Genomic DNA, 21228 nt, shown 5'->3' with positions numbered 1-21228 from the left:
GCTTGAAGAACGAGCGCGCATCCGCGCGGCCCAGGGGAACAGCAGAGCCGCCATGAAGGTCACACTGGTTCAGATGAATTCGATTGGCGACAAGGACGTCAATCTCGCCAACGCCCGCGCCCTGATCGAACGGGCGGTCGCCCAGGAGAAGCCGGACTGGATCTGCCTCCCCGAGGTGTTCGATTTCATTGGCGGATCCCGCGCCGAAAAAATGGCGGCGGCCGAGGAGCTGCCGGGCGGGCCGGCCTATGAGATGTGCAGCGCGCTGGCGCGCCAGCACAAGGTTTTCATTCACGCCGGCTCGATTCTCGAGAAGATTCCCGGCGAGGAGCGCCTCTACAACACCAGCGTCGCCTTCAACCGCGAAGGCAAGGAAGTCGCGCGCTACCGCAAGATTCACATGTTCGACATCACGGCCCCGGACGGCGCGAAATATCACGAGAGCGCCGCCTTCAAGCCGGGCGACGCGGTCGTGACCTATGACGTCGAGGGGCTCAAGGTCGGCTGCGCCATCTGCTACGACCTGCGCTTCTCCTATCTGTTTCAGGCGCTCGCCGACAAGGGCGTGGACATTGTGGCCCTGCCGGCCGCCTTCACCCTCGTCACCGGCAAGGATCACTGGGAGGTGCTCTGCCGCGCCCGCGCCATCGAGATGCAGGCCTATTTCTGCGCCCCCGCGCAGACCGGAGCGCACAAGGCCGGGCATGAGACGCGCTTCACCTACGGCAATTCGCTGATCGCCGACCCGTGGGGCCATGTCGTCGCCAAGGCGTCCGAGGGGCCGGGGCTGGTGTCGTCCTATGTCGACATCGACCGCATTCGGAAGGTCCGCGCCATGATCCCGGTGGCGCAGCATAAGGTAAAGCTCACGGTCTAAGCGTAGACTTTACATTAAAAGTGAGGCGCGGCTGCGTCAATTATTTGGCGAAGCTGCGCCATAGCCTTGCAAATCCATGATTTCTGGTTACTATGCGTCTCGTAAGCTATTGTGCTTGCGTACATAATCTGTTTTTGTCGCGCCGCCGGGGAAGTTGGGCGAAATCATGTCCGGTTTCCTGGTCGGTTGTGGCAGTCCCTCAAGTTTGTGTTTGCCCCGCATGGTAAGAAAGAACGCGCCTGGAAACACTTTGACGCGCGCTGCGCTGCGGGAGGCTGTTTACAGCTGCTGCCCGACCCTCTCGCGGGCGGAAGCCCGCAAGATCCTCGATTCCGCCTTCGAGGAGATCACAGAGGCGCTTTTGCGCGGCGAGTCCGTGAAATTACGCTCCTTCGGCACGTTCAACGTGCGAAGCAAGCGGGAACGCATTGGACGAAATCCAAAAACGGGCGTCGAGGCCACAATTACGCCGCGTCGTGTCCTCACGTTCAAGGCGTCTCCCGTGCTTGTCGCGCATGTCAACGGCGACGCGATCATTCCGACAGAGGATGATTGAGCTCGGACCGCCGGCCGTGCAAAGGTGAGGGGAGCGCTATCGCGTCGGCGCCGCGAGCGCTGACGCCTCCCATCCTTTCAAAGGGCCAGAAATGCGAAAACTGAGCGCGGCCGTCGCCGCCTTTGCCGTTCTTGCCGCGCTGATCGGCGCGCATCGGGCGGACGCTGACCTCTTCGTCCTCGCCGCCGCCGCTGGTCTTTGCGCCTACACCACATGGCGCGGCGCGGCGATGTCCAGCTTCATGAAGATTTTCGCGGCGATCTTCTCGACCGAGACGATCGTCTTCGGGCTGGTGCGGCTCATTCAGGCGGAGGGGCTCTGGCCGCAGGGGCTCGCCACCTGGACGCCGCCCGAGAGCATGGCCGTGACGGTCGCGGTCTTCTCCATTCTCGTCTTCGCCATCTCCCGCATTCGCGTCGTGCGGGAGATGACCCGCATCGCCGATCTTTACTTCGACTCGAGTGACCGCGGCGAGGGGCGCGTCTGGCCCTTTCCGCGCTTCGGCGCCCGCGAGAGCGCCATCGCCGTCGCCATGGTCGTCGTGCTGGTGCTGATCAACCAGGGGCAGGTGGGCATCACTGTCCGCTTGTCCTTCTTCAACCGCGACTGGTTCAACGCCATTCAGGAGAAGAACGCGGCGGAGTTCTGGCGTCAGCTGCTGTTCGTCTTCACGCCCTGGGCCTTCGTCTATGTCGCGATCGCGGTGATCGAATATGTGGTGCAGTCGATGCTCGTCATCCGCTGGCGCCGCTGGCTCACCGAGCATTATGTCCGCCGCTGGCTCGGCAGCCACACGCATTACGGCATGACGCTCGCTGGCGGCGCCGCCGACAACCCCGACCAGCGCATCGCCGAGGACGTCAACCGTTTCATCAACGGCGCGGACGACGGCTACGGCATCTACTCCTATTCGATCCTGCTGATCTCGACCGTCAGCTCCCTCGTCTCCTTCTCCTTCGTGCTGTGGGAGCTGTCCGGCAACTATCCGCTGCCGGGCACCAACATCTACCTCCCCGGCTTCCTGTTCTGGGTCGTGCTGGCCTATGCCACGCTCGGCACGCTCGTCACTCATCTGATCGGCCGCAAGCTCACCGTGCTCTATTTCGACAAGCAGCGGCGCGAGGCGGATTTCCGCTTCTCGTTGGCGCGCCTGCGCGAATACAGCGAGCAGATCGCGCTGCTGTCGGGCGAAAAGGCGGAGCAGGGGAGCCTGATCCAGCGCTTCGCGGGAATCGTGTTCAACTATCTGTCGATCGTGCGCACGCGCAAGCAGCTCATGATGTTCACGGCGACCTATGGCCAGCTGTCGCCGATCATCCCCTATGTCATCACCGCGCCCTTCTATTTCGCGGGCCGCATCCAGCTCGGCGTGATGACGCAGACGGCGAGCTCCTTCGGGCGGGTGGAGAGCGCGCTCACCTTCTTTATCAACTATTACACCTCGCTGGCGCAGTTCAAATCCGTGCTCGACCGTCTTGCCTCCTTCGACAAGGCGATCGACGGCGCAAGGGCGACGAGCGAAGGCGCGCAGATCGTCTCCCGCGCCCGGACGCCCGAGCTGGCGCTCAGCGATCTCACCTTGTCGCTGCCGGATGGGCGGCGCATCGTGCATGTCGATCAACTCGCGCTGGAGCCGGGACAGTCCGTGCTGCTCACCGGTCCCTCCGGCTCGGGCAAATCCACGCTGTTTCGCGCCATCGCCGGCGTCTGGCCGCATGTGACGGGCGCGATCTCGATGCCGCAGACCGCGCGGGTGATGCTGGCGCCGCAGCGCCCCTATATTCCGATGGGCACGCTCGCCGAGGCGGTGGTCTATCCGGCGGCGGTCGAGGATTTCACCCGCAGCGATATCGAATCCGCTCTGGTCGCCGCGCGGCTCGCGCCCTTCGTCGAGCGGCTCGATGAGGACAACAACTGGGGCCAGCGCCTGTCCGGCGGCGAGCAGCAGCGCGTCGCGATCGCGCGCGCCCTGCTCGCGCGGCCCGACTGGCTGTTCCTCGACGAGTCGACCTCCGCGCTGGACGAGAAGCTCGAGGGCGAGATTTACGGCATGCTGCGCGAACGTCTGCCCGCGACGACGATCGTCTCCATCGGCCATCGCTCGACGCTGCACGACTATCACGACCGCCACATCGAGATGGAGGCGCAGCCCGATGGCCTCTTCGCGCCGCGCGACAAGGTGCTGGCATGAGCGACGGCAAGGGCTCGGGGCGCGAGGGCGGGCGGTCGCTGAAGACGCGGGTGAAGACCGCGCGCAAGCGGTCGCTCTCCTCGACGCTCTGGCTGTCGCGCCAGCTCAACGACCCTTATGTCGCGCGCGCGAAACGCGAGGGCTATCGCTCGCGCGCCGCCTATAAGCTCATGGAGATGGACGACCGCCATCATCTCTTCAAACCCGGCGGGCGCATCGTCGATCTCGGCGCCGCGCCCGGCGGCTGGTCGCAGATCGCCGCCGACCGGGTGAAGGCGAAGGACGGCAGGGGCAAGGTCGTCGGCGTCGATCTTCTCGACATGGAGCCGATCGCCGGCGTCACATTCGCCGTGAAGGACTTCAACGACGACGACGCGCCGGATGTCATCAAGGCCATGCTCGGCGGCGAGGCGGACGGCGTCATGTCCGACATGGCCGCCAACGCCACCGGCCACAAGCAGACCGATCATCTGCGCATCGTGGCGCTCGCGGAGCTGGCGGCGGAATTCGCCATGGATATTCTGGCGCCGGGCGGCTTCTTCGTCGCCAAGGTGTTGCAGGGCGGCACCGAGGGGCAGTTGCTGGCGAAACTCAAGCGCGATTTCGCGACGGTGCGCCATGTGAAGCCCGCCGCGAGCCGCGCCGATTCCGCCGAGCTTTACGTGCTGGCGACGGGCTTTCGCGGTCGTCGCGATCAGTCTGCGCCGGACGCCGAGACGTAAGCCTCGACTTCGGCGATCCGCGCCTCTTTTTCGGACGCGGAGAGAAAAGAGGCCTCGAAGCTGTTTCTGGCGAGTTGCGCCAGCTCCGCCCGCCCGATCGAAAACGCCTCGGCGACGGCGCGGTAATTTTCATTCACATAGCCGCCGAAATAGGCGGGATCGTCGGAGTTTATGGTGACGACCACGCCCGCGTCCATGAGCCGTTTGATCGGATGCGCCGACAGGCGCGGATAGACGCGCAGCCTGATGTTGGAGAGCGGGCAGACGGTGAGCGGCGTGCGCTCCCGCGCCAGGCGCGCGACGAGCGCCGCGTCGTCGATGGCGCGCACGCCATGGTCGATGCGTTCGGCTTTCAGCACATCGAGCGCCTGCGTGACATAGGCGGCCGGGCCTTCCTCGCCGGCATGGGCGACCGTGCGCAGGCCCATGGCCCGGGCGCGGGTGAAGACGCGGGCGAATTTTTCCGGCGGATGGCCGGCCTCGGCGGAATCGAGCCCGACGCCAGTCACGCGATTGAGCCAGGGATAGATGGCGTCGAGCGTCGCCAGCGCGTCGGCTTCATCGAGATCGCGCAAGAAGCACATGATGAGCCGCGACGTCGGTCCGCCGTCGCGGGCGGCGGCGTCGAGCGCGGCGGTCAGTCCGTCCATGACGGCGGCGAGCGCCACGCCGCGCCGCAGATGCGCCTGTGGATCGAAGAAGATCTCCGCATGACGCACGTTGTCGGCCCGCGCGCGGGCGAGATAGGCGCCCGCGAGATCATGGAAATCCTGCGCGCGGACGAGCACCTGCGTCGCGTGGTAATAGAGATCCAGAAAGCTTTGGAGATCGTCGAACGCATAGGCGCTGCGCAGCGCCTCCACCGTCGGGAAGGGAAGCTCCAGGCGATTGCGCGCCGCGAGACGGAACACCATCTCGGGTTCGAGCGTCCCCTCGATATGCAGATGCAGTTCGGATTTGGGAAGGCCGGCGATGAATTCGGCTTGTTGCATGAGCGTCTCTCCCGCGCCTGTCCGCCAATTGAATAAATAGAGCGCTCTCCGCCGAAGTGGCGCGCGGTTCCAATGAAGCCGGCGCCGACGCGGATCGTGAGCAATCCCTCCCCTTTACGGGGAGGGTGGCCCCGTCGTTAGGCGGGGTCGGGTGGGGTCAACCGCAACGGCCATATCACCGAGAGAACCCCACCCGTCGCGCTTCGCGCGCCACCCTCCCCGCAAGGGGGAGGGATGCGAACACGCAGATTGCCGCATTTTGCTGAAACGCTTCCCTAGCCGCCCGCCGGCTGGCGCGCGCCGCGCCCGGTCAGTTCGTCCCCGGCGTTGGGGGCGAGGCGAACGAAGCTGACGAGCGACAGCGCGGAAATCGCGGCGACGGCGTAAAAGGCCGGGGCGAAATCATCCGCGCGCAGATCATGCCCCTCATGCAGCGCGCGCGCGGCCTCCAGCGCCGCCGCGCCGATCGCGACGCCGGTGGAGATGGACAATTGCTGCCCCACCGCGGCGAAGCTCGTGGCGTTGCTCATCGACTCGCGCGGAATGTCGGCGTAGCAGATCGTGTTCAGCGCCGTGAACTGAAGCGAACGGAAGAAGCCGCCCACAAGCAGGACCGCCATGATCAACCAATGCGGCGTCGTCGGCGTGAATAGCGCGTTGATGGTGAGAAAGCCCGAGCAGATGAGCGTATTGGCGATGAGCGCGCGGCGGAAGCCGAAGCGTTTGAGGATCGGCTGCGCCGTCGTCTTCATCACCATCGCCCCCGCCGCCGCGACGAAGGTCAGAAGCCCCGATTCATGGGCGCTGAGCCCGAAGCCCACCTGCAACATGAGCGGCAGCAGAAAGGGCACGGCGCCGAGCCCGATGCGGAACAGGAACCCTCCATAGATGGCCGCCTGAAAAGTCGGAATGCGCAAAAGCGCCAGATCGACGATCGGATGCTCCGTGCGGCGGGCGTGAAGGACATAGGCGACAAGCGAGGCGGCGCCGACGCCGATGATCAGCGCGACGACCGGAGCGGAGACGAAGCCGCGTCCCACCAGCGTGAAACCGAAGACGATGCAGGAGAGGCCCACGCCCGAGAGGATCGCGCCCCTGACATCGAGCGGACGCACCTGTTCCTCGCGCAGATTGGGAATGAAGCGCGTCGACAGCGCGACGCCCAGAACCCCGATGGGCACGTTGATCCAGAAAATATAACGCCAGTCGAATTGCGTGGCCAGAAAGCCGCCGAGCGGCGGGCCGATCAGCGGGCCGATGAGCGCGGGCACGGTCAGCCAGGCCATGGCGCGCACGAGTTCATGGCGCGGGGCGGTGCGCAGCAGCACGAGCCGCCCGACCGGCACCATCATGGCGCCGCCGAGCCCCTGCGCCACCCGCGCGAGCACGATCTCCAGAAGCGTGTGAGAGAAGCCCGAGAGAATCGAGCCGGCCGTGAAGACCGCGATGGCCGCGCGAAACACGCGCCTGGCGCCGAATGTGTCGGCCGCCCAGCCCGAGAGCGGGATGAAGACCGCGAGCGACAGAAGATAGGAGGTCAGCGCGAGCTTGAGAGCCACCGGGTCTTCGTGAAGATCAGCGGCCATCGCCGGGAGCGCGGTGGCCAGCACCGTGCCGTCGAGCTGCTCCATGAACAGCGCGGTGGCGACGATCAGAGGCGTGACGATATTGGAGGGGCGGCTCCTCGCAAGGACGGCGAGCGGCGTCAAATCAGCTTGAGCCCCCGGAAACTCGTCTGGCCGTTGCGCCCGACGATCAGGGGTCATGCTGATGTCCGCCGCCGAGGGGGTCGGGTCGCCGGAAGGATGGTTATGGGCGAGGATCAGCGCGCTCGCGCCAAGCTCCAGCGCGCGCCGGACCACCTCGCGCGGATAGACCGGCGTATGATCGACCGTGCCGACGCCCTGCACCTCGTCGGCGATGAGGGCGTTGCGCTTGTCGAGAAACAGGATGCGGAACTCCTCGCGCTCGGCGTAGGCCATGGCGGTGCGGCAATAATCCGTGACCGCCGAGAAGGAGGACAGCACCGTGCGCTTTTCCAGCGCGCCGCGCGCGAGTCGCCGCGCCGCCGCCTCCGTCACCTTCAGATCGACAATGGCGCCTTCGGTCAGGCCGGGGATTTCGCGCAGCCGCTCCGGCCGCGCGGCGACGGCTTCCGCGAAGGAGCCGAAACGTTCGAGCAGCGCCTTGGCGAGCGGTTTCACGTCGCGGCGCGGGATGGCGCGAAAGAGCAGCAGCTCCATCAACTCGTAATCGGCGAGCGCATTTCCGCCCGCCTCCATGAAACGTTCGCGAAGACGCTGGCGATGACCGTGGTAATGGGGAGCGGGGGCCTCTTCCATGCCGGAGGCCGGTCCACCCGCCTTGAGGTCACCGCGCGTCTTCATGCCGCGGGCGTGGCCGCGGCGGGATTGTCGAGCCCTCTGGGCGAGAGCGTGAAGATCTCCGCGCCTGTCTCGGTGACGCCGATCGAATGCTCGAACTGCGCCGACAGCGAGCGGTCGCGGGTCACGGCGGTCCAGCCGTCGGACAGGATTTTCACCTGAGGCTTGCCCAGGTTGATCATCGGCTCGATCGTGAAGAACATGCCGGGGCGCAGCTCCACGCCCTGGCCGGCGGCGCCGTAATGCAGGATGTTCGGCTCGTCGTGGAACACCCGGCCCAGCCCATGGCCGCAGAAATCGCGCACGACGGAGCAGCGCTCGCTTTCGGCATATTGCTGGATCGCCGCGCCAATGTCGCCCGTCGTCGCGCCCGGCCTGACCGCCGCAATGCCGCGCAGCAGCGATTCATAGGTGACGTCGATCAGCCGCTGCGCCTTGCGCGGGATTTCGCCCACGCCGAACATGCGGCTCGCGTCGCCGTGCCAGCCGTCGAGAATGAAGGTCACGTCGATATTGACGATGTCGCCGTCGCGCAGCGGCTTGGGGTCCGGCACGCCGTGGCAGACGACATGGTTGATCGAGGTGCAGATCGACTTGCGGTAGCCGCGATAGTCGAGGGGCGCCGGATAGGCGCCATGGGCCAGGGCGAAATCGAAGACCAGATCGTCGAGGCGCTGGGTCGTCACCCCCGGCTTGACCTCCGGCACGAGCATGTCGAGCGCCTCGGCCGCGAGCCGGCCGACCTTGCGCATGCCCTCGAAATCCTGTGGCCCGTGCAGCTTGATGTGTCCGTTCTTGCGGCCGGCGGGGGCGAGGTGGGATTCGATGAAGGTCATGCGCGCTCACAGGCTCCAGGGACGCGGGGAATTATCGACAAGGTAGTGATTTCAACAGCCAAAGCAAGATTGGCGAACGGCAGCGCTTTCGGCGCCGGATTTGTATATGCTGTCGCTGCGGCAAGGCTGGGGACCGCCGCGGGCGGGAACGGGAAGAATCGCTGATCGTGCAGAAAGATCGCATCGACTCCATCGACTTCTGGCGCGGCGTCGCCCTCGCCGCCATCCTCATCAACCACATCCCCGGCAATGTGCTGGGGGCCTTCACCCCGCGCAACTTCGCCTTTTCCGACTCGGCGGAGATCTTCGTCTTTCTCTCCGGGGTTTCCGTCTGGCTCGCCTATGGCCGCCGTTTCGCGACGGGACGGGCGCGCGAGGCCACGGCCGCCTTGCTGCGACGGGCGGGTCAGCTCTACGGAGCGCATCTCGCCTTGAGCGCGACGGCGCTGCTGTTCTTCGGCCTCGTCACTTTCTTCTCGCCCTACGACCTGCTGATGGCGGAGGAGGGCGGCGGCCGGATCGAGCCGTTCCTGAACCCGGCGGCCGGGCTGCTGGGACTCGTCGCGCTGACCCATCAGCTCGCCTTCTTCAATATCCTGCCGCTCTATGTGCTGCTCATCGTCGCGGCGCCGCTGCTGCTTTCGCTCGCAGTCCGCGACATCCGCCTGCTTCTGGCGCTCTCCGCCGCCCTCTACGCGGCGGCGCGCGCCGGGCTCGTTCTGCCGGCCTGGCCCGGTCACAACGGCTGGTATTTCAATCCCTTCGCCTGGCAGCTCATGTTCTCGCTGGGCGTCGCCTGCGCCGCCCTGTCGCGGGATCGGGGCGTTCCCTATTCCGCCCCGGCGCATGGGCTGGCGCTGGGGGTGTCCATTGGCGTGGCCGCCATCGTCTCCAATTGCCTGGATTTGCTTCCCGGCCTCGTCGACGAGGCGGGCCGTTACCTCGATTGGGACAAGAGCGAATTGGGCGTCGCCCGGATTGTCGATTTTTTCGCGCTGGCCTATGCGGTCGCCTTCTCGGGCGTCACGCGCTGGCTGAAGGGCGGGCGGGTTTATGACTTCTTCTGCCGGCTGGGGCGTCATGCGCTGACGACCTTCTGCGCGGGCAGTCTGCTGAGCGCGGCCGGCCAGGCGCTTCGCGCGGCGCTGGACGCCAATGGGCTCGCGACGCCGCTGGCGGATGTGCTGTTCGTCGCGGCGGCGCTGTTTCTGCTCGACAGCCTGACGCGCTGGATCGAGCAGGCGCGGCCGCCGCAGCGCGCGCCGAGCGCCCGGCCGCGTCTCGCCGCGCCGGCGGCCGGCAAGGCCTGACGGCGACCCGGCCGCCCGACGATCCGGCCCTGTCGACGCATCGGCGCGTCGGGCTTGGCGTTCCGGCTGGCGCTCGCCATAATCATGCCTCCAGGGAGGCGCGCGGAATGAATGAACCCGAATCGGGCGAGGCGCCGGCGACGGCGGCGGTTCTCGTCATCGGCGACGAAATCCTGTCGGGACGCACGCAGGACACGAACACGCGCTACATCGCCACCTATCTGGCGCAGACCGGCGTCGACCTGCGCGAGGTCCGCGTCGTGCCGGACGCCGAGGACGAGATCGTCGCGGCGGTCAACGCGCTGCGCGCCCGCTACGATTATGTTTTCACCACGGGCGGAATCGGCCCCACCCATGACGACATCACCGCCGACGCGATCGGCAAGGCCTTCGGCGTCCCGGTCGGCGAGGACCCGCGCGCCCTGTCCATGCTGCGCGAGCGCTTCTCCGAGGAGGAGCTGAATCCCGCGCGCCGCCGCATGGCGCGGATCCCCGAGGGCGCCGAGCTGATCCGCAACGCCCTCTCCAGGGCGCCGGGCTTCTGGATCGGCAATGTCATCGTCATGGCGGGCGTGCCCGCCATCATGCAGTCGATGATGGACACGGTCGGGCCGCGCCTGCGCGCCGGCGCGCCGGTTCTGGTCGAGACCATCGAGGCGGGCTCGATTCCCGAGGGCGGCTATGCGATGCGTCTCGAGGCCATCGCCAAGGCCCATGCGGGGGTGAGCATCGGCTCCTATCCCAACTTCACGGGCCAGGGCGTGCGCAACCAGATCGTCCTGCGCAGCCGCGACGCCGGGGCGCTGGCCCTGGCCGCGGAGGCCGTGCGCGCTTTGCTCGCGGACCTCGCCGCGGCGCTTTGACAAGGAGCGGAGAGAGATGCAGCCGGAAAAATTCTTCCCCGTCTCCTGGGACATGTTTCATCGCGACGCCCGCGCGCTCGCCTGGCGGCTCGCCTCGATCGGCGGCTTTTCGGCGATCGTCGCGGTCACGCGCGGCGGGCTGGTGCCAGCGGGGATCGTCGCGCGCGAACTGGGCATCCGCGTCATCGAGACGGTCTGCGTCGCCAGTTATCACGAGGAGACGGAGCGCGAGTCGATCGAGGTCCTCAAGCCGCTGACGGACACGATCCTCGCGCGCCCCAGCGCGGAAGTGCTGATCATCGACGATCTGGTGGACACGGGGGCGACGGCGAAAGCCGTCCGGGAGATGCTGCCGAAAGCACATTTCGCCACCGTTTACGCCAAGCCGCAGGGCCTGCCGATGGTCGACACATTCGTCACGGAAGTCTCTCAGGACACCTGGATCTACTTCCCCTGGGACACGGGCCTGACCTTTCAGGCGCCGATTCGCCCGCAGGAGCGGCGCGTCCGTCGCGGTTAGCTGGACAGGCGGGCGCCATTCGCGTCAAATTCGCTTGGCGCCCCTTCGTGGCGGGCCCTATAAGGGCAGGGTCACGGACATGCGGGCGTGGCGAAACTGGTAGACGCAACGGACTTGAAGCAATTTGAGTGCTTTGCGCGGGAAACCGCCGAAGTAGAACCGCTCAAAGTCGGGGAACCCTCGAAAGTGGCGATCCCGAGCCAAGCCCGCCGTTTCGGCGGGAAGGTGTAGAGACTAGACGGGCGGCGCCTAAAGCGCGAAAGCGCCAGGGCGAAGGGATAGTCCAGACCCCAAACCCGCGTCAGCGGGGCGGCGAAAGCCGTGGCGGGTACGAAAATCCGTAGGGCCGCAAGGCCTGTGCCGGTTCGATTCCGGCCGCCCGCACCAAGTCTGTTTGAAAAAATCCGCAAGTTTTCGTCAAGGTCTGCGCGTGCCGTGTGGGGTAATGGGCCCCAATTCCCAGCGGCGCAAACTGACGAGCCAGCCATGGCGGTCTGACTCGAATGAAAATCGCCTCTGGCAAGCCCGGCGCGGTTCATGCCTTTGAAAACCACAGGCTTTGAGCGCCGCTTCTATGCCCCTATGGTGCTCTATTGGGTCAGGGCGCGTTTCCTTTTTCATTTGCTGGCCACGGAGGCTTGAAGAATGGCGACTCACGGCCGCACGGTCCGGTTGTTCTTGGTGGACGGAACCCCGACCGGTTTGATGACGGCGGAGATTATGAATTGGACCGGTCACGTTCTCGTCTCCTCCCGGTCGCGACTGGCTGATGCGCTCATGCGTGAGGAAGCCAGTAGAACTGGGATCTACTTCCTTGTTGGAAACGATCCAGATCAGCCAAGTCGTAACCGGGTCTATGTGGGCGAAGGCGACAGTGTCGCCGACCGATTACGCATGCACGCAAAGGATCCCAAAAAAGAGTTTTGGTCCCATGTTTGTCTTGTTTCCTCAAAGGACCAAAATCTCACGAAGGCTCACGTCCGTTATTTGGAGAGCCGGCTGGTCGAGTTGGTTCAAGAGGCTGATCGGGCAAACATTGCGAACGGGAATGAACCGACCCCGAAGCTATTGCCGGAGTCCGACGTAGCCGACATGGAGTATTTTCTCTCGCAAATGCAGGTTATTCTGCCTGTGGTCGGGTATGACTTCCTGCGTCCAAAAATTACAGCGCCTCTGAGCGAAGCTGGAAGGCCGGTCCCGCAACCGTCGGCTCTAGAACTCGTCCTTTCAAGCAGGAAACACAAGATTGAGGCCAAAGCTGTCGAGCAGGATGGCGAGGTGACGGTATTGAAAGGCTCTACAGCGACCGCCAAGAGGGAGTTTGTCTCTAACGACTACCAGGCCCTCCGTGATTCCCTGATCAAGGAGGGGCGCCTGAAACCTACGGCTGATCAAGAGGTTCTGCAGTTTATAAAGGATGTTCAGTTCCCGAGCCCCAGTGCTGCGGCGGGTGTGATATTCAACAGGAACTCGAACGGGCGGACTGCATGGAAGGTCGCTTCCACGGGGCAAACGCTGAAAGACTATCAGGATGCCCAACTTGTAGAGCAAGACCCTTCAAAACATGTTTCGACCGTCGAGCAGGAGTGATTTACGCCCCAACCTTGCCGACGTGAGAGCGAGGGTGAGTAAGCGGGTTGATCGGCCTTGGGAAGAAACTTAGCCCCTTCAATAATTACAGAGGGGCAAAGAGGGATATCGGGCTGAGGCTGTTTACGGGCCGCCCGCACCAATCCTCCCTCCACCGGCATGACAGCTCCCGCGAAATGGCTTTATCTGCGCGCGGACGATCAGGGGGGCGACAGTATGAGTCTGCGCATGTTCGGGCGCGTCAAATCCATCGACGCGCTGAGATCGCAAGCCGCCACATCGACGGGCTTCCGCCGGGTGCTGGGCGTCTGGCAATTGACCAGCATCGGCCTCGGCGGCCTCATCGGCGTGGGCATTTTCGTGCTCACCGGCGTCGTCGCGGCGACCCAGGCGGGGCCGGCGGTGGCGCTCTCCTTCCTGATCGCGGGCGTCGCCAGCGGCGCCGCGGCGTTGTCCTATGCGGAATTCGCCGGCCTCATCCCGGTCGCGGGCAGCGCCTATACTTACGCCTATGCGGTGCTCGGCGAGCTGGTCGCCTGGATCATCGGCTGGGACCTGCTGCTCGAATATGCCTTGGTCGTCGCCGTCGTCTCCATCGGCTGGTCGGCCTATTTTCAGGCGCTTCTGGCCCAGCTCGGCCTGCCGCTGCCGGATTGGGCCGCGGGCGCGCCGGGCACGGGCCAGGGCCATGTCGTCGATCTGATGGCGGCGCTCGGCGCGCTCGGGGTCGCGGGGCTCCTGACCCTGCGCATCGAATGGGGCGCGCGGTTCAACACGGCGATGGTGATCCTCAAGATCGCGGCGGTGATCTTCGTGATCATCGTCGGCCTGCCCTATGTGCGCGTCGAGAACTGGCGGCCGTTCATGCCCTTCGGCTTCTCGGGCGTCGCGGAGGGCGCGGCGGTCGTCTTCTTCGCCGTCTTCGGCTACGACACGCTGACCACCGCCGCCGAGGAGGCGCGCGATCCGCAGCGCGACCTGCCGCGCGCCGTTCTGCTGTCGCTTGCGGTTTCGCTGACCCTCTATGTCGCCATGGCGCTCGTCCTCACGGGGATCGCGCCTTACCCCACGCTCGACAATCCGGCGCCGGTGGTCACGGCCTTCGCGTCACTGGGCCTGCCCTGGGTCGCCTTCATCGTCTCGGTCGCCGCCGTCGCCGGCATCACCAGCGTCATGCTGGCCTTCCTGCTCGGCTGCGCGCGCATCTGGTTCGCCATGAGCCGCGACGGCCTGCTGCCGGCGTGGTTCTCGGTCCTGCATCCGCGCTTCCGCACCCCGCACCGGCCGACTCTGATCGCGGGCGCGCTGACGGCGGTCGTCGCCGCGCTCTATCCGATCAAGGAAGTCGCCGAGCTCGTGAACATCGGCACGCTCTCGGCTTTCGTGGTGATCTGCCTCGCGGTGATCGTCCTGCGCCGGGCGCGGCCGGATGCGCCTCGCAGTTTCCGCACGCCTTTCGTGCCGGCGACGCCGCTCATCGGCGTCGCCTTTTCGCTCTGGCTGCTGTCGCGCCTCCCGGCCATCGCCTGGGCGCGTTTCGTCGTCTGGCTGGCGATCGGCTTCGCCGTCTATTTCCTCTACGGCCGGCGCCACAGCCGTCTGGCGCAAGACGGCAATGAGGGCGAGGGGTAGGCGCTCAGCGCAGGCCCAGCCGCGCCCGCAAGGCCAGCGCGGGCGCAACGACCCTGTCGTTCGCGTTCGCCGCCGGCTGTTGCGCCGGACCGATGCGGCGCGCGAGGACGCTCCACTTGCGGAACAGAAGTTCGAGGTCCCTTTGCAGGGGCAGGAAGGCGGCGTCGAGATCCCTGTTCTGCGCCACGCGCTCCGCCACCGCGTTGATATGCGGCATGCCCAGACTGACCGAGAGGGCCGCCCGGCCGCCGATGACGATCGGCTGGCCGAGATGGCAGGCGCGGTCGAGATCGGGGGCGTCGTACGCGCCGATCGGCGCGGCCAGCAAATCATGCAGGCGCCGCGCCTGCGCCGGATCGCCGTCGCGGGTGATGATCGGATAGAGCGTGGCGGGCGCGCCGAGGCCCCAGCACTCGGCGTCCAGGAAATCGAGCTCCGCATTGCCCGCGACGGCGCGCCGCACGGTCTCGGCGAAGCGGGCGTGAATGGCGTCGCGCAGCGACGGCGGCGTCCCCGCATAGGCCTCCATCTCCGCCAGCGCGGCCGTCCAGCGCAGCGCGAGGCCCAGATTGGCGGCCACGAAAGAACCAGACGAAAAGGCCCCCGCGAGGTCCGCCGGCCAATCGAGCCGGGCCATATAGGCGGCGAGCCCGGCGGGAAGCGTCATGCCCCGCAGCCGGCCGGCGATGGCGGGCGGAATCAGCAGGGCGCCGCAGAAGGCCGGTCCGCCGACGAATTTGGAGCCGGTGATCATCACGAGGAAGCCGGCCTCGAGGTCGGCGCGAATCTGCTCGAAGGAGCAACGGAGCTGACAGGCGTCGACGACCGCCAGCGCGCGATCGCCCGTGCACTCCAGAATATCGCGCGCGGTCTTCCGGCTCAGCCCGGCGCGGCCGGTCTTCGAGGCGTCGAGCACATGCAGCAGGGGCGCGCGGCCGGTCTGCAACGCCGCCGCCGCCTCGCGCGCCGCCGCGCGGTCGATCTCGAAGGACGACAGCGGCCGCCCCCTTGCGTCGCGGATGGCGACGCGGCGCAGCAGCGCCGTATCCGCCGGCCAGCCGGCCAGCGGCGCGCCGCGTTCGACATGGGGCGCGAAGGCCGCCGTGTCGCCGAAATGGGCGCCGGACGCGGCGGTCGCGGCCCCCTCGCTGATCTCGTCCGGGGCGATGACGATGTTGACGATCGAGGGGCCGAGCAGCGTCGTCGCAATGGCGAGCGCCGCATATTCCGCGTCGGCGCCGGACGGGGTGAGCGCCACCTCGATCCCGGGCAGGCCGATCAGGCGCGCGATCCGCGTTCGGATGTCGTCGAAGAGGGCCGCCGGATCGGCGCCCATGCGCGCATGGGCGTAGAACGCCCGTGTCGCGGCGGCATAGCCGCGCGGCGAGATGGCGGCCACCGCGCCATGGGAGAACCACAGCTCCTCCGGCGCGGGCGACGCGGGCGCGCCATAGCGGTCCCGGCGCGTCACCGGATCCAGCCAGATGCGCTCGTCGCCGCCCGAGATCAGCATCATGTCGAGCCGCGCCTGCGCCGGCGTGCGGCGGGCGAAATGGTCCGTGAATCGGTTTGGCGAAATGTCCGTGTGGTCCGCGTCCTCCCAAAGCCGTCTTGCTGCTTCCGTCATCGCCAGGCGCCCCGAATCATGCCGTTGTGTACGTATGGCCGAGCTTTGGCTGTGATGGTATACAAAACATTAACGGCGCCGCGGCGCTCCTCTTCCGTCAGTGCGGCGCGGGGTGCGGGACATCCGGCCGGTGGTGGCCCGGATGGTAGGGGTTGAGATGTTTGCGCTCGTGATGCGGGCAGGGGCTGCGCCAATGCCGGACGCCTTTTGTGTTGTGCGTCGGCGAGGTGGTGACGAAGCAGCCCGTGCCGTGGCCCTCATGAGTGAAGGCGGCCGCCGGCGCCGCGCCAAAGCCCGCCAGCGCCGCCGACGCCGCGAGGCTCAACAAGACAGCGCGTTGAAAGGTCTTCATGATCTTTGCTCCAGTTGTCTCAACCTTCGCCAGAGCTAAGATCATCCTTCGCCGACGGCATGAAGCCGCCGAAGCAAAATGTCATGAGGCCAGCCTGATCTTGGGAATGATCCTGAATGGTTCTGTGCGCGCTCGCTCTCGCCCTTGCCGTCCTTGCCGTCCCTGCCTGCGCGGCGATCGGTCTTTCTTTGACGGACGGTGGAATACGACGCGCCTTTCGGGTCGCGCTGGCCAAACGTTTCGGCGCGCCTTTCACGCCTGACGCCATTGTCGTCGGCGACAGCCTCGCCGCCGCCTGTCCATGGAGGAAACTGTTTCGCAGCCCCTTCGCGACGCTCAATCTCGCGGAGGGCGGCGCGACCATCAAGGAAATCGCCGGGCAGGTCTATCGCGCGCGCGCCATTCCGGCGCCCTGGCTGCTGATCAACGGTGGTCTGAATGATCTTCTGTTCGACGCGGCGACGCCCGAGCGGATCGAAGCCGATTATCGCGCCCTGTTTCGCCGCGTGGACACGGGCCGCAAGGTGGCCGTCACGCTGATGCCTTACGTCGCGGACCCCGAGCAGAGTGGGCGGATCTCGGCCGCGAACGCCATCCTCTCACAGCTTTGCGCCGAGCGCGGCTATGCGGTGATCGACCTCAATCCAGCCATCGCGCGCGAAGGCGTCCGCAAGCCGGACATGACGCCGGACGGCCTGCATTTCTCCTCCAAGGCGGAGGACGTCTGGCTCGACGTCGCGCGTGGGTTGCTTCGCGCGCAGTCCGTGTAGCCGGAACAAAGCGATCCAGAGCCGCTGGAGGCTCTGGATCGCTGCCGCGCGGGAGCGCGAGGATGTAAGTCTTACTTGGCCATCTCGAGATGCTTGAGCGCCTCTTCGGCGTGTTGCGTCGCGACGTCGGCATGTTTCATCTTGCCATGCTCGATCGCCGCATCGAGATGCGTGATGCCTTCCTTGACGTGCGGATTGGCCTTTTCCGCTTCCGCGGCCTTGGCGTGTTTGAGGGCCTCTTCGGCGTGGGTCACCAGCACGTCGGCATGGCCCATCTTGCCATGTTCAATGGCCTGTTTCGTATGCGCAATCGCTTCGGAAACGTGGTTTTCCGCAAGCGCCAGCCCGGGAGCGAAAAGAAGGCCGACGCCCAGGGAAAGGGCGAGAGCGACAACTCGGCGGTTCATGGGTCAATCTCCTCGAAGAAAGTAGCCGCAGATGCCATATGGTGCGCGGTGAACATGGATTCCAGAGCCACGGCTGCGCGTGTCGCTGATTTACTGCCGATCCGACGCGTAAAGCGCGCAGCTTTCGCCAAACTCGCCGAGACCGCTCTCGAGATGGGAGGCGAGCAGGGGCATGCCGAGCAGATAGGCTGACGTTGGCCCTTCATGTCGCGCTCGCGCTTCGGTCAATGCCGTGTCCCATTCATCGGCCTCGAAGTCGCCGCGACCGAGCCAGGCCAGCGCGACGAGTTCCGCCTGCTCTTCTTCATCCATGGCCTCGATGAAGGCCGTGATTTCCGCGCGGACCGTGTCGAAGGCGTCCTCCGTCAGCACACTGACGAAGCGGTCGTCGGTCGGATTGGAGGCGTCGGCGTCGACGCCTTCGTCCTCGCTCTCGAGCTCGCGCGCTTTCACGACGATGAAACAAACCTTGTCCGTATTGATGGTCGGCATGGGCGTGTCCTCGCTGCGATCTTTGGCTGCGCCGCGCGCCTTGTCCGGCGTGGCCGCTCTTTTCATATATCTGGAACGGACAGCTTGCGAAGTGTTCGACACATCGCAGGAGCGACAAATTCGGAGCGGCACATGCGGGTCGGCGCGCCAAGGGAAATCAAGGACAATGAATATCGCGTCGGCCTCACGCCCTCGTCGGTCGCCGAACTGGCGCAGGACGGTCATGAAGTTCTGATCGAAGCCGGAGCGGGTCAGGGCGCGGGACTGACGGACGAGCGCTATGCGGCCGCGGGCGCGCGACTCGTGGAGACAGCCGACGAACTCTTCGCCAGCGCCGATCTCATCGTGAAGGTCAAGGAGCCGCAGCCGCGTGAAGTCGCCCTGCTGCGGCCGTCGCAGATTCTCTTCACCTATCTTCACCTCGCGGCGGACGCCAATCTGACGCGCGCGCTGATGGCGTCGGGGGCCTGCTGCATCGCCTATGAGACCGTGACGTCGCCGGGCGGCGGCCTGCCGCTGCTGGCGCCCATGTCGGAGATCGCCGGTCGCCTCGCGCCGCAAATGGGCGCGCGCTTTCTCGAGCGGCAGGAAGGCGGCATGGGCGTGCTGCTGTCCGGCGCCCCCGGCGTGCCGCCGGCCGATGTGCTGATCCTGGGCGCCGGCAGCGTCGGCCAGCAGGCGGCGGCGATCGCGATGGGCATGGGCGCGAATGTGCTCGTCGCGGACCGCAATACAGACGCGCTGCGCCGACTCTCCGCCACGCTCGGCCCGTCGGTGCGGACGATCTATGCGACGCGCGCCGCAATCGCCGAATGCGTGCGCCGCGCCGATCTCGTCATCTGCGCGGCGCTGACGCCCGGCGCGCGCGCGCCCATCCTCATCACGCGCGACATGCTGGCGACGATGAAGCGCGGCGCGGTGATCGTCGACGTCGCCATCGACCAGGGCGGCTGCTGCGAAACGTCGCGGCCGACGAGCCACTCCGACCCGGTCTACACTATCGACGGCGTCGTTCACTATTGCGTCACCAACATGCCGGGGGTCGTGCCGCGCACGTCCACTTTCGCGCTCAACAACGCCACGCTGCCCTTCGTTCTCGCGCTCGCCAACAAGGGCTGGCGCGCCGCCTTGCGCGATGATCCGTATCTGCGCGCGGGGCTCGAGATGGCTGCGGGCGTCGTTGTTTCCGCGCCGGTCGCCGCCACGCATCATCTGTCTTTTACAGACGCGCGCGAGGTTTTGAACGGTTAATAAAGCGTTAAACGTTGACAATCGACTGTTCTAAATAAGGAACAACAGACAAACGCATCAAGGTTTACTATTACTATTCAGTTGACCCAAACGACTCCTGGACTTTAACTGGATTCATAGGGCGAATCGACGCCGTGACGCGCAATTCCACTCAGGAGGCAGAAGATGTTCATTATCGTCGACGAGCGTGATCTCGTAACGAATGGATACGCCTGTCGATTTGGTCAGGAGGGCATTGCGTCCACCGGATTCCGGCCCGGTCAGTTCCGGGACTGGGTCGCCACCGCCGTCGAGGGCGACGTGCAGGCGATCGAGGCGTTCCTGATCGGCGAGTGCCCGGAGCGCGAGGAAATCCCGCGTCTCATTCGCCGGCGGTCGCAGGCGCCCGTGATCGCGATGAACGATACGCCGTCGCTTGAGCAGACGCTCGGCCTGTTCAGCGCGGGCGTCGACGACGTGGTGCGCAAGCCGGTGCATGTGCGCGAGATCCTGGCGCGCGTTCACGCGATTCGCCGCCGGGCCGAGGCGCGGCAGGATTGGGCCACGGTCGGCGGCATTCAGGTGTTCTTCAACGGCAGCGATCCGATCGTGAACGGAGAAGTGCTGGCCTTGCCGCGCCGCGAGCGGCGCATCCTCGAATATCTCCTCGTCAATCGCGGCCGCCGCCTGACGAAGTCGCAGATCTTCAACGCGGTCTATGGTCTTTTCGACGATGACGTCGAAGAGAACGTCATCGAGAGTCACATCAGCAAGCTGCGCAAGAAGCTGCGCGCCCGTCTGGGATACGACCCAATCGATTCACAGCGTTTTCTGGGTTACCTCCTCGTCGCGCCGTCGTCCGACGAGATGGAGCGGACGGATTTACGCGCCGCAGGGTGACGCTGCGGATCATAACGTCTTCTTAGCGTCGCGGGCTTAGGCTGCTTGAAGCTGTCAGTCGCGAAGCTCGTCATGTCTGCGTTTGTAAAAGTCCTCGATGAAGTGCAAGTCCGCGCCCGGGAGGCCGGGCGGAGCGCGAAGCCGTTCACGATCGGCCTCGCGCAGGCCTATGATCACCCGGCGGAAGACAGCGTGACGACGGCGCATGCCGTCGCCGCTTACAGGCTCTTTCAACGCGAGGCGCGCGCCGAACAGCCGCCTCCACCGCAGAAGCCAACACCCGCGCCCGTTTCCAGTCTCGTCGCCGGCGCCATGCAATCGCCGCAGCGGTTGAAAGCGCTTCGCCGCCAGCTTGCCTGGCGGCTGCATCCCGACCGGGATCCGGACCGCGATTCCGGCGCGATGGCCGAAGTCAACGCCGCGATCGACGCGGCCCTGGGGCGGTCGTCTAAGGGGCGCGGATAACGCCATTCTGCGTCACGAGCGTCCATTTGCCGCTTCTTCTTTCAATATCGAGAACGGCGCCCAGCCCCACGATGCGGCCGCCGCGGGGCACGCGCGCAATCCGCCCCCCGGGAAGGCGCAGCAGCGCCCATTCCGGCGCCGCGTCGAGAATTTCATAGCCGGCCAGCACGGCGCTCGTCGAACTCTTTCCGATGGAGCCGACAGGCATGTCGTCGATGCCCTGGCGCGGCGCCGACGGCGCGGAGGACGACGGCGCTCCGCGCATGTGGTTGGACGGCCGGGCGTAGATGGCGAGGTGTTCGAGGCCGGTGATGCGGGGCGGATCGCCGGACCGCGACATCATATGCGCGGCGAGCGCGACGCTGCCGCCCGCCAGCGCAACGCCGGTCAGCTTCAGTCCTGCGTCCGAAAGATCGATCTTTGGCAACTGCGGCGCGCGCATGATGTCTCCGCAACTCGACATGACTGCGACAGAGTAGCCAGATCATTTTGCGCGAGACTGAATTTACGGG

General features: G+C 66.1%; 21 protein-coding genes and 1 pseudogene. 13 read left to right on the top strand and 9 right to left on the bottom strand.

Annotated elements, in window-relative coordinates; all coding sequences use genetic code 11:
• Window positions 1-52 precede the first annotated feature (52 nt).
• The 4 genes from ACR652_RS16880 to ACR652_RS16865 all read left to right on the top strand — a co-directional run bounded on the left by ACR652_RS16880 (window position 53) and on the right by ACR652_RS16865 (window position 4346).
• Window positions 53-877 (top strand): carbon-nitrogen hydrolase family protein, encoded by an 825-nt coding sequence (locus ACR652_RS16880; RefSeq protein ID WP_434507642.1) that lies wholly within the window; start codon window positions 53-55, stop codon window positions 875-877.
• Window positions 878-1097: 220 nt separating this feature from the next.
• Window positions 1098-1433 carry an integration host factor subunit alpha gene (locus tag ACR652_RS16875; RefSeq protein WP_434507740.1) on the top strand — a complete coding sequence of 112 codons (336 nt, stop codon included), beginning with the start codon at window positions 1098-1100 and terminating at the stop codon, window positions 1431-1433.
• Between the two features lie 91 nt (window positions 1434-1524).
• The gene (locus ACR652_RS16870; protein ID WP_434507641.1) at window positions 1525-3624 is read left to right on the top strand and encodes an ABC transporter ATP-binding protein/permease; all 2100 of its coding nucleotides are present in this window, start codon (window positions 1525-1527) and stop codon (window positions 3622-3624) included.
• A complete protein-coding gene (locus tag ACR652_RS16865; RefSeq protein ID WP_434507640.1) occupies window positions 3621-4346 on the top strand; it encodes an RlmE family RNA methyltransferase in 726 nt (241 codons plus the stop codon). Before ACR652_RS16870 ends, ACR652_RS16865 begins: the two co-directional genes overlap by 4 nt.
• On the opposite strand, the gene ACR652_RS16860 is transcribed toward ACR652_RS16865, so the two are convergent.
• The 4 genes and pseudogenes from ACR652_RS16860 to map all read right to left on the bottom strand — a co-directional run bounded on the left by ACR652_RS16860 (window position 4319) and on the right by map (window position 8558).
• Window positions 4319-5338 (bottom strand): adenosine deaminase, encoded by a 1020-nt coding sequence (locus tag ACR652_RS16860; RefSeq protein ID WP_434507639.1) that lies wholly within the window; start codon window positions 5336-5338, stop codon window positions 4319-4321. The genes ACR652_RS16865 and ACR652_RS16860 overlap by 28 nt on opposite strands.
• A 275-nt stretch (window positions 5339-5613) precedes the next feature.
• Window positions 5614-6969: a DHA2 family efflux MFS transporter permease subunit gene (locus ACR652_RS16855; protein WP_434507739.1), complete on the bottom strand. Its 1356-nt coding sequence runs from the start codon at window positions 6967-6969 to the stop codon at window positions 5614-5616.
• Window positions 6970-7110: 141 nt separating this feature from the next.
• A pseudogene (locus ACR652_RS16850) lies at window positions 7111-7680 on the bottom strand (JAB domain-containing protein); the annotation flags it as partial.
• A gap of 41 nt (window positions 7681-7721) precedes the next feature.
• Entirely contained in the window at window positions 7722-8558 is an 837-nt protein-coding gene (gene map, locus ACR652_RS16845) for a type I methionyl aminopeptidase (protein ID WP_434507638.1), read from the bottom strand.
• Between the two features lie 167 nt (window positions 8559-8725).
• Between map and ACR652_RS16840 the strand changes: the two genes are divergently transcribed.
• From ACR652_RS16840 to ACR652_RS16820, 5 genes are all read left to right on the top strand, one after another.
• Window positions 8726-9868, top strand: coding sequence for an OpgC family protein (locus tag ACR652_RS16840; RefSeq protein ID WP_434507637.1), 1143 nt, complete (start codon window positions 8726-8728; stop codon window positions 9866-9868).
• A gap of 107 nt (window positions 9869-9975) precedes the next feature.
• Window positions 9976-10731, top strand: a complete 756-nt coding sequence (locus tag ACR652_RS16835) for a competence/damage-inducible protein A (protein ID WP_434507636.1) — start codon at window positions 9976-9978, stop codon at window positions 10729-10731.
• 16 nt (window positions 10732-10747) lie between these two features.
• Window positions 10748-11251: a xanthine phosphoribosyltransferase gene (gene gpt / locus ACR652_RS16830; protein ID WP_434507635.1), complete on the top strand. Its 504-nt coding sequence runs from the start codon at window positions 10748-10750 to the stop codon at window positions 11249-11251.
• Window positions 11252-11896: 645 nt separating this feature from the next.
• Window positions 11897-12841: a GIY-YIG nuclease family protein gene (locus ACR652_RS16825; protein ID WP_434507634.1), complete on the top strand. Its 945-nt coding sequence runs from the start codon at window positions 11897-11899 to the stop codon at window positions 12839-12841.
• A 216-nt stretch (window positions 12842-13057) separates the two neighbouring features.
• A complete protein-coding gene (locus tag ACR652_RS16820; protein WP_434507633.1) occupies window positions 13058-14473 on the top strand; it encodes an amino acid permease in 1416 nt (471 codons plus the stop codon).
• Between the two features lie 4 nt (window positions 14474-14477).
• Here ACR652_RS16820 and ACR652_RS16815 read toward each other — a convergent pair whose 3' ends face one another.
• Both ACR652_RS16815 and ACR652_RS16810 read right to left on the bottom strand, forming a co-directional pair.
• On the bottom strand, window positions 14478-16100 hold the full coding sequence (locus tag ACR652_RS16815; protein ID WP_434507632.1) for a hypothetical protein: 1623 nt from the start codon (window positions 16098-16100) through the stop codon (window positions 14478-14480).
• 97 nt (window positions 16101-16197) lie between these two features.
• Window positions 16198-16452 carry a hypothetical protein gene (locus tag ACR652_RS16810; RefSeq protein WP_434507631.1) on the bottom strand — a complete coding sequence of 85 codons (255 nt, stop codon included), beginning with the start codon at window positions 16450-16452 and terminating at the stop codon, window positions 16198-16200.
• Between the two features lie 116 nt (window positions 16453-16568).
• On the opposite strand from ACR652_RS16810, the gene ACR652_RS16805 reads away from it, so the two are divergent.
• Entirely contained in the window at window positions 16569-17222 is a 654-nt protein-coding gene (locus tag ACR652_RS16805; protein WP_434507630.1) for an SGNH/GDSL hydrolase family protein, read from the top strand.
• Window positions 17223-17293: 71 nt separating this feature from the next.
• On the opposite strand, the gene smbP is transcribed toward ACR652_RS16805, so the two are convergent.
• The gene (gene smbP / locus ACR652_RS16800) at window positions 17294-17629 is read right to left on the bottom strand and encodes a small metal-binding protein SmbP (RefSeq protein ID WP_434507629.1); all 336 of its coding nucleotides are present in this window, start codon (window positions 17627-17629) and stop codon (window positions 17294-17296) included.
• Window positions 17630-17719: 90 nt separating this feature from the next.
• Entirely contained in the window at window positions 17720-18121 is a 402-nt protein-coding gene (locus ACR652_RS16795) for a DUF3775 domain-containing protein (protein WP_434507628.1), read from the bottom strand.
• A gap of 132 nt (window positions 18122-18253) precedes the next feature.
• On the opposite strand from ACR652_RS16795, the gene ald reads away from it, so the two are divergent.
• The 3 genes from ald to ACR652_RS16780 all read left to right on the top strand — a co-directional run bounded on the left by ald (window position 18254) and on the right by ACR652_RS16780 (window position 20716).
• A complete protein-coding gene (ald, locus tag ACR652_RS16790; protein ID WP_434507627.1) occupies window positions 18254-19372 on the top strand; it encodes an alanine dehydrogenase in 1119 nt (372 codons plus the stop codon).
• 165 nt (window positions 19373-19537) lie between these two features.
• Window positions 19538-20251, top strand: coding sequence for a response regulator transcription factor (locus tag ACR652_RS16785; RefSeq protein WP_434507626.1), 714 nt, complete (start codon window positions 19538-19540; stop codon window positions 20249-20251).
• Window positions 20252-20323: 72 nt separating this feature from the next.
• Window positions 20324-20716: a hypothetical protein gene (locus ACR652_RS16780; protein WP_434507625.1), complete on the top strand. Its 393-nt coding sequence runs from the start codon at window positions 20324-20326 to the stop codon at window positions 20714-20716.
• On the opposite strand, the gene ACR652_RS16775 is transcribed toward ACR652_RS16780, so the two are convergent.
• Window positions 20700-21158 (bottom strand): hypothetical protein, encoded by a 459-nt coding sequence (locus ACR652_RS16775; RefSeq protein WP_434507624.1) that lies wholly within the window; start codon window positions 21156-21158, stop codon window positions 20700-20702. The genes ACR652_RS16780 and ACR652_RS16775 overlap by 17 nt on opposite strands.
• Between the last annotated feature and the right edge of the window lie 70 nt (window positions 21159-21228).

It is taken from the genome of Methylocystis sp., from assembly GCF_051061225.1.
Lineage (GTDB): Bacteria > Pseudomonadota > Alphaproteobacteria > Rhizobiales > Beijerinckiaceae > Methylocystis.
This window is presented reverse-complemented; position numbering and strand designations above follow the sequence as displayed.

Coding starts and splice junctions, on each gene's coding strand:
- ACR652_RS16795 (WP_434507628.1), bottom strand. CDS start 18,121: ATGCCGACCATCAATACGGACAAGGTTTGTTTCATCGTCGTGAAAGCG.
- ACR652_RS16855 (WP_434507739.1), bottom strand. CDS start 6,969: ATGGAGCAGCTCGACGGCACGGTGCTGGCCACCGCGCTCCCGGCGATG.
- ACR652_RS16860 (WP_434507639.1), bottom strand. CDS start 5,338: ATGCAACAAGCCGAATTCATCGCCGGCCTTCCCAAATCCGAACTGCAT.
- ACR652_RS16805 (WP_434507630.1), top strand. CDS start 16,569: ATGGTTCTGTGCGCGCTCGCTCTCGCCCTTGCCGTCCTTGCCGTCCCT.
- ACR652_RS16815 (WP_434507632.1), bottom strand. CDS start 16,100: ATGACGGAAGCAGCAAGACGGCTTTGGGAGGACGCGGACCACACGGAC.
- ACR652_RS16775 (WP_434507624.1), bottom strand. CDS start 21,158: ATGCGCGCGCCGCAGTTGCCAAAGATCGATCTTTCGGACGCAGGACTG.
- ACR652_RS16825 (WP_434507634.1), top strand. CDS start 11,897: ATGGCGACTCACGGCCGCACGGTCCGGTTGTTCTTGGTGGACGGAACC.
- ACR652_RS16865 (WP_434507640.1), top strand. CDS start 3,621: ATGAGCGACGGCAAGGGCTCGGGGCGCGAGGGCGGGCGGTCGCTGAAG.
- smbP (WP_434507629.1), bottom strand. CDS start 17,629: ATGAACCGCCGAGTTGTCGCTCTCGCCCTTTCCCTGGGCGTCGGCCTT.
- ACR652_RS16810 (WP_434507631.1), bottom strand. CDS start 16,452: ATGAAGACCTTTCAACGCGCTGTCTTGTTGAGCCTCGCGGCGTCGGCG.
- ACR652_RS16870 (WP_434507641.1), top strand. CDS start 1,525: ATGCGAAAACTGAGCGCGGCCGTCGCCGCCTTTGCCGTTCTTGCCGCG.
- ACR652_RS16780 (WP_434507625.1), top strand. CDS start 20,324: ATGTCTGCGTTTGTAAAAGTCCTCGATGAAGTGCAAGTCCGCGCCCGG.
- map (WP_434507638.1), bottom strand. CDS start 8,558: ATGACCTTCATCGAATCCCACCTCGCCCCCGCCGGCCGCAAGAACGGA.
- ACR652_RS16820 (WP_434507633.1), top strand. CDS start 13,058: ATGAGTCTGCGCATGTTCGGGCGCGTCAAATCCATCGACGCGCTGAGA.
- ACR652_RS16880 (WP_434507642.1), top strand. CDS start 53: ATGAAGGTCACACTGGTTCAGATGAATTCGATTGGCGACAAGGACGTC.
- ald (WP_434507627.1), top strand. CDS start 18,254: ATGCGGGTCGGCGCGCCAAGGGAAATCAAGGACAATGAATATCGCGTC.
- ACR652_RS16875 (WP_434507740.1), top strand. CDS start 1,098: ATGGTAAGAAAGAACGCGCCTGGAAACACTTTGACGCGCGCTGCGCTG.
- gpt (WP_434507635.1), top strand. CDS start 10,748: ATGCAGCCGGAAAAATTCTTCCCCGTCTCCTGGGACATGTTTCATCGC.
- ACR652_RS16785 (WP_434507626.1), top strand. CDS start 19,538: ATGTTCATTATCGTCGACGAGCGTGATCTCGTAACGAATGGATACGCC.
- ACR652_RS16835 (WP_434507636.1), top strand. CDS start 9,976: ATGAATGAACCCGAATCGGGCGAGGCGCCGGCGACGGCGGCGGTTCTC.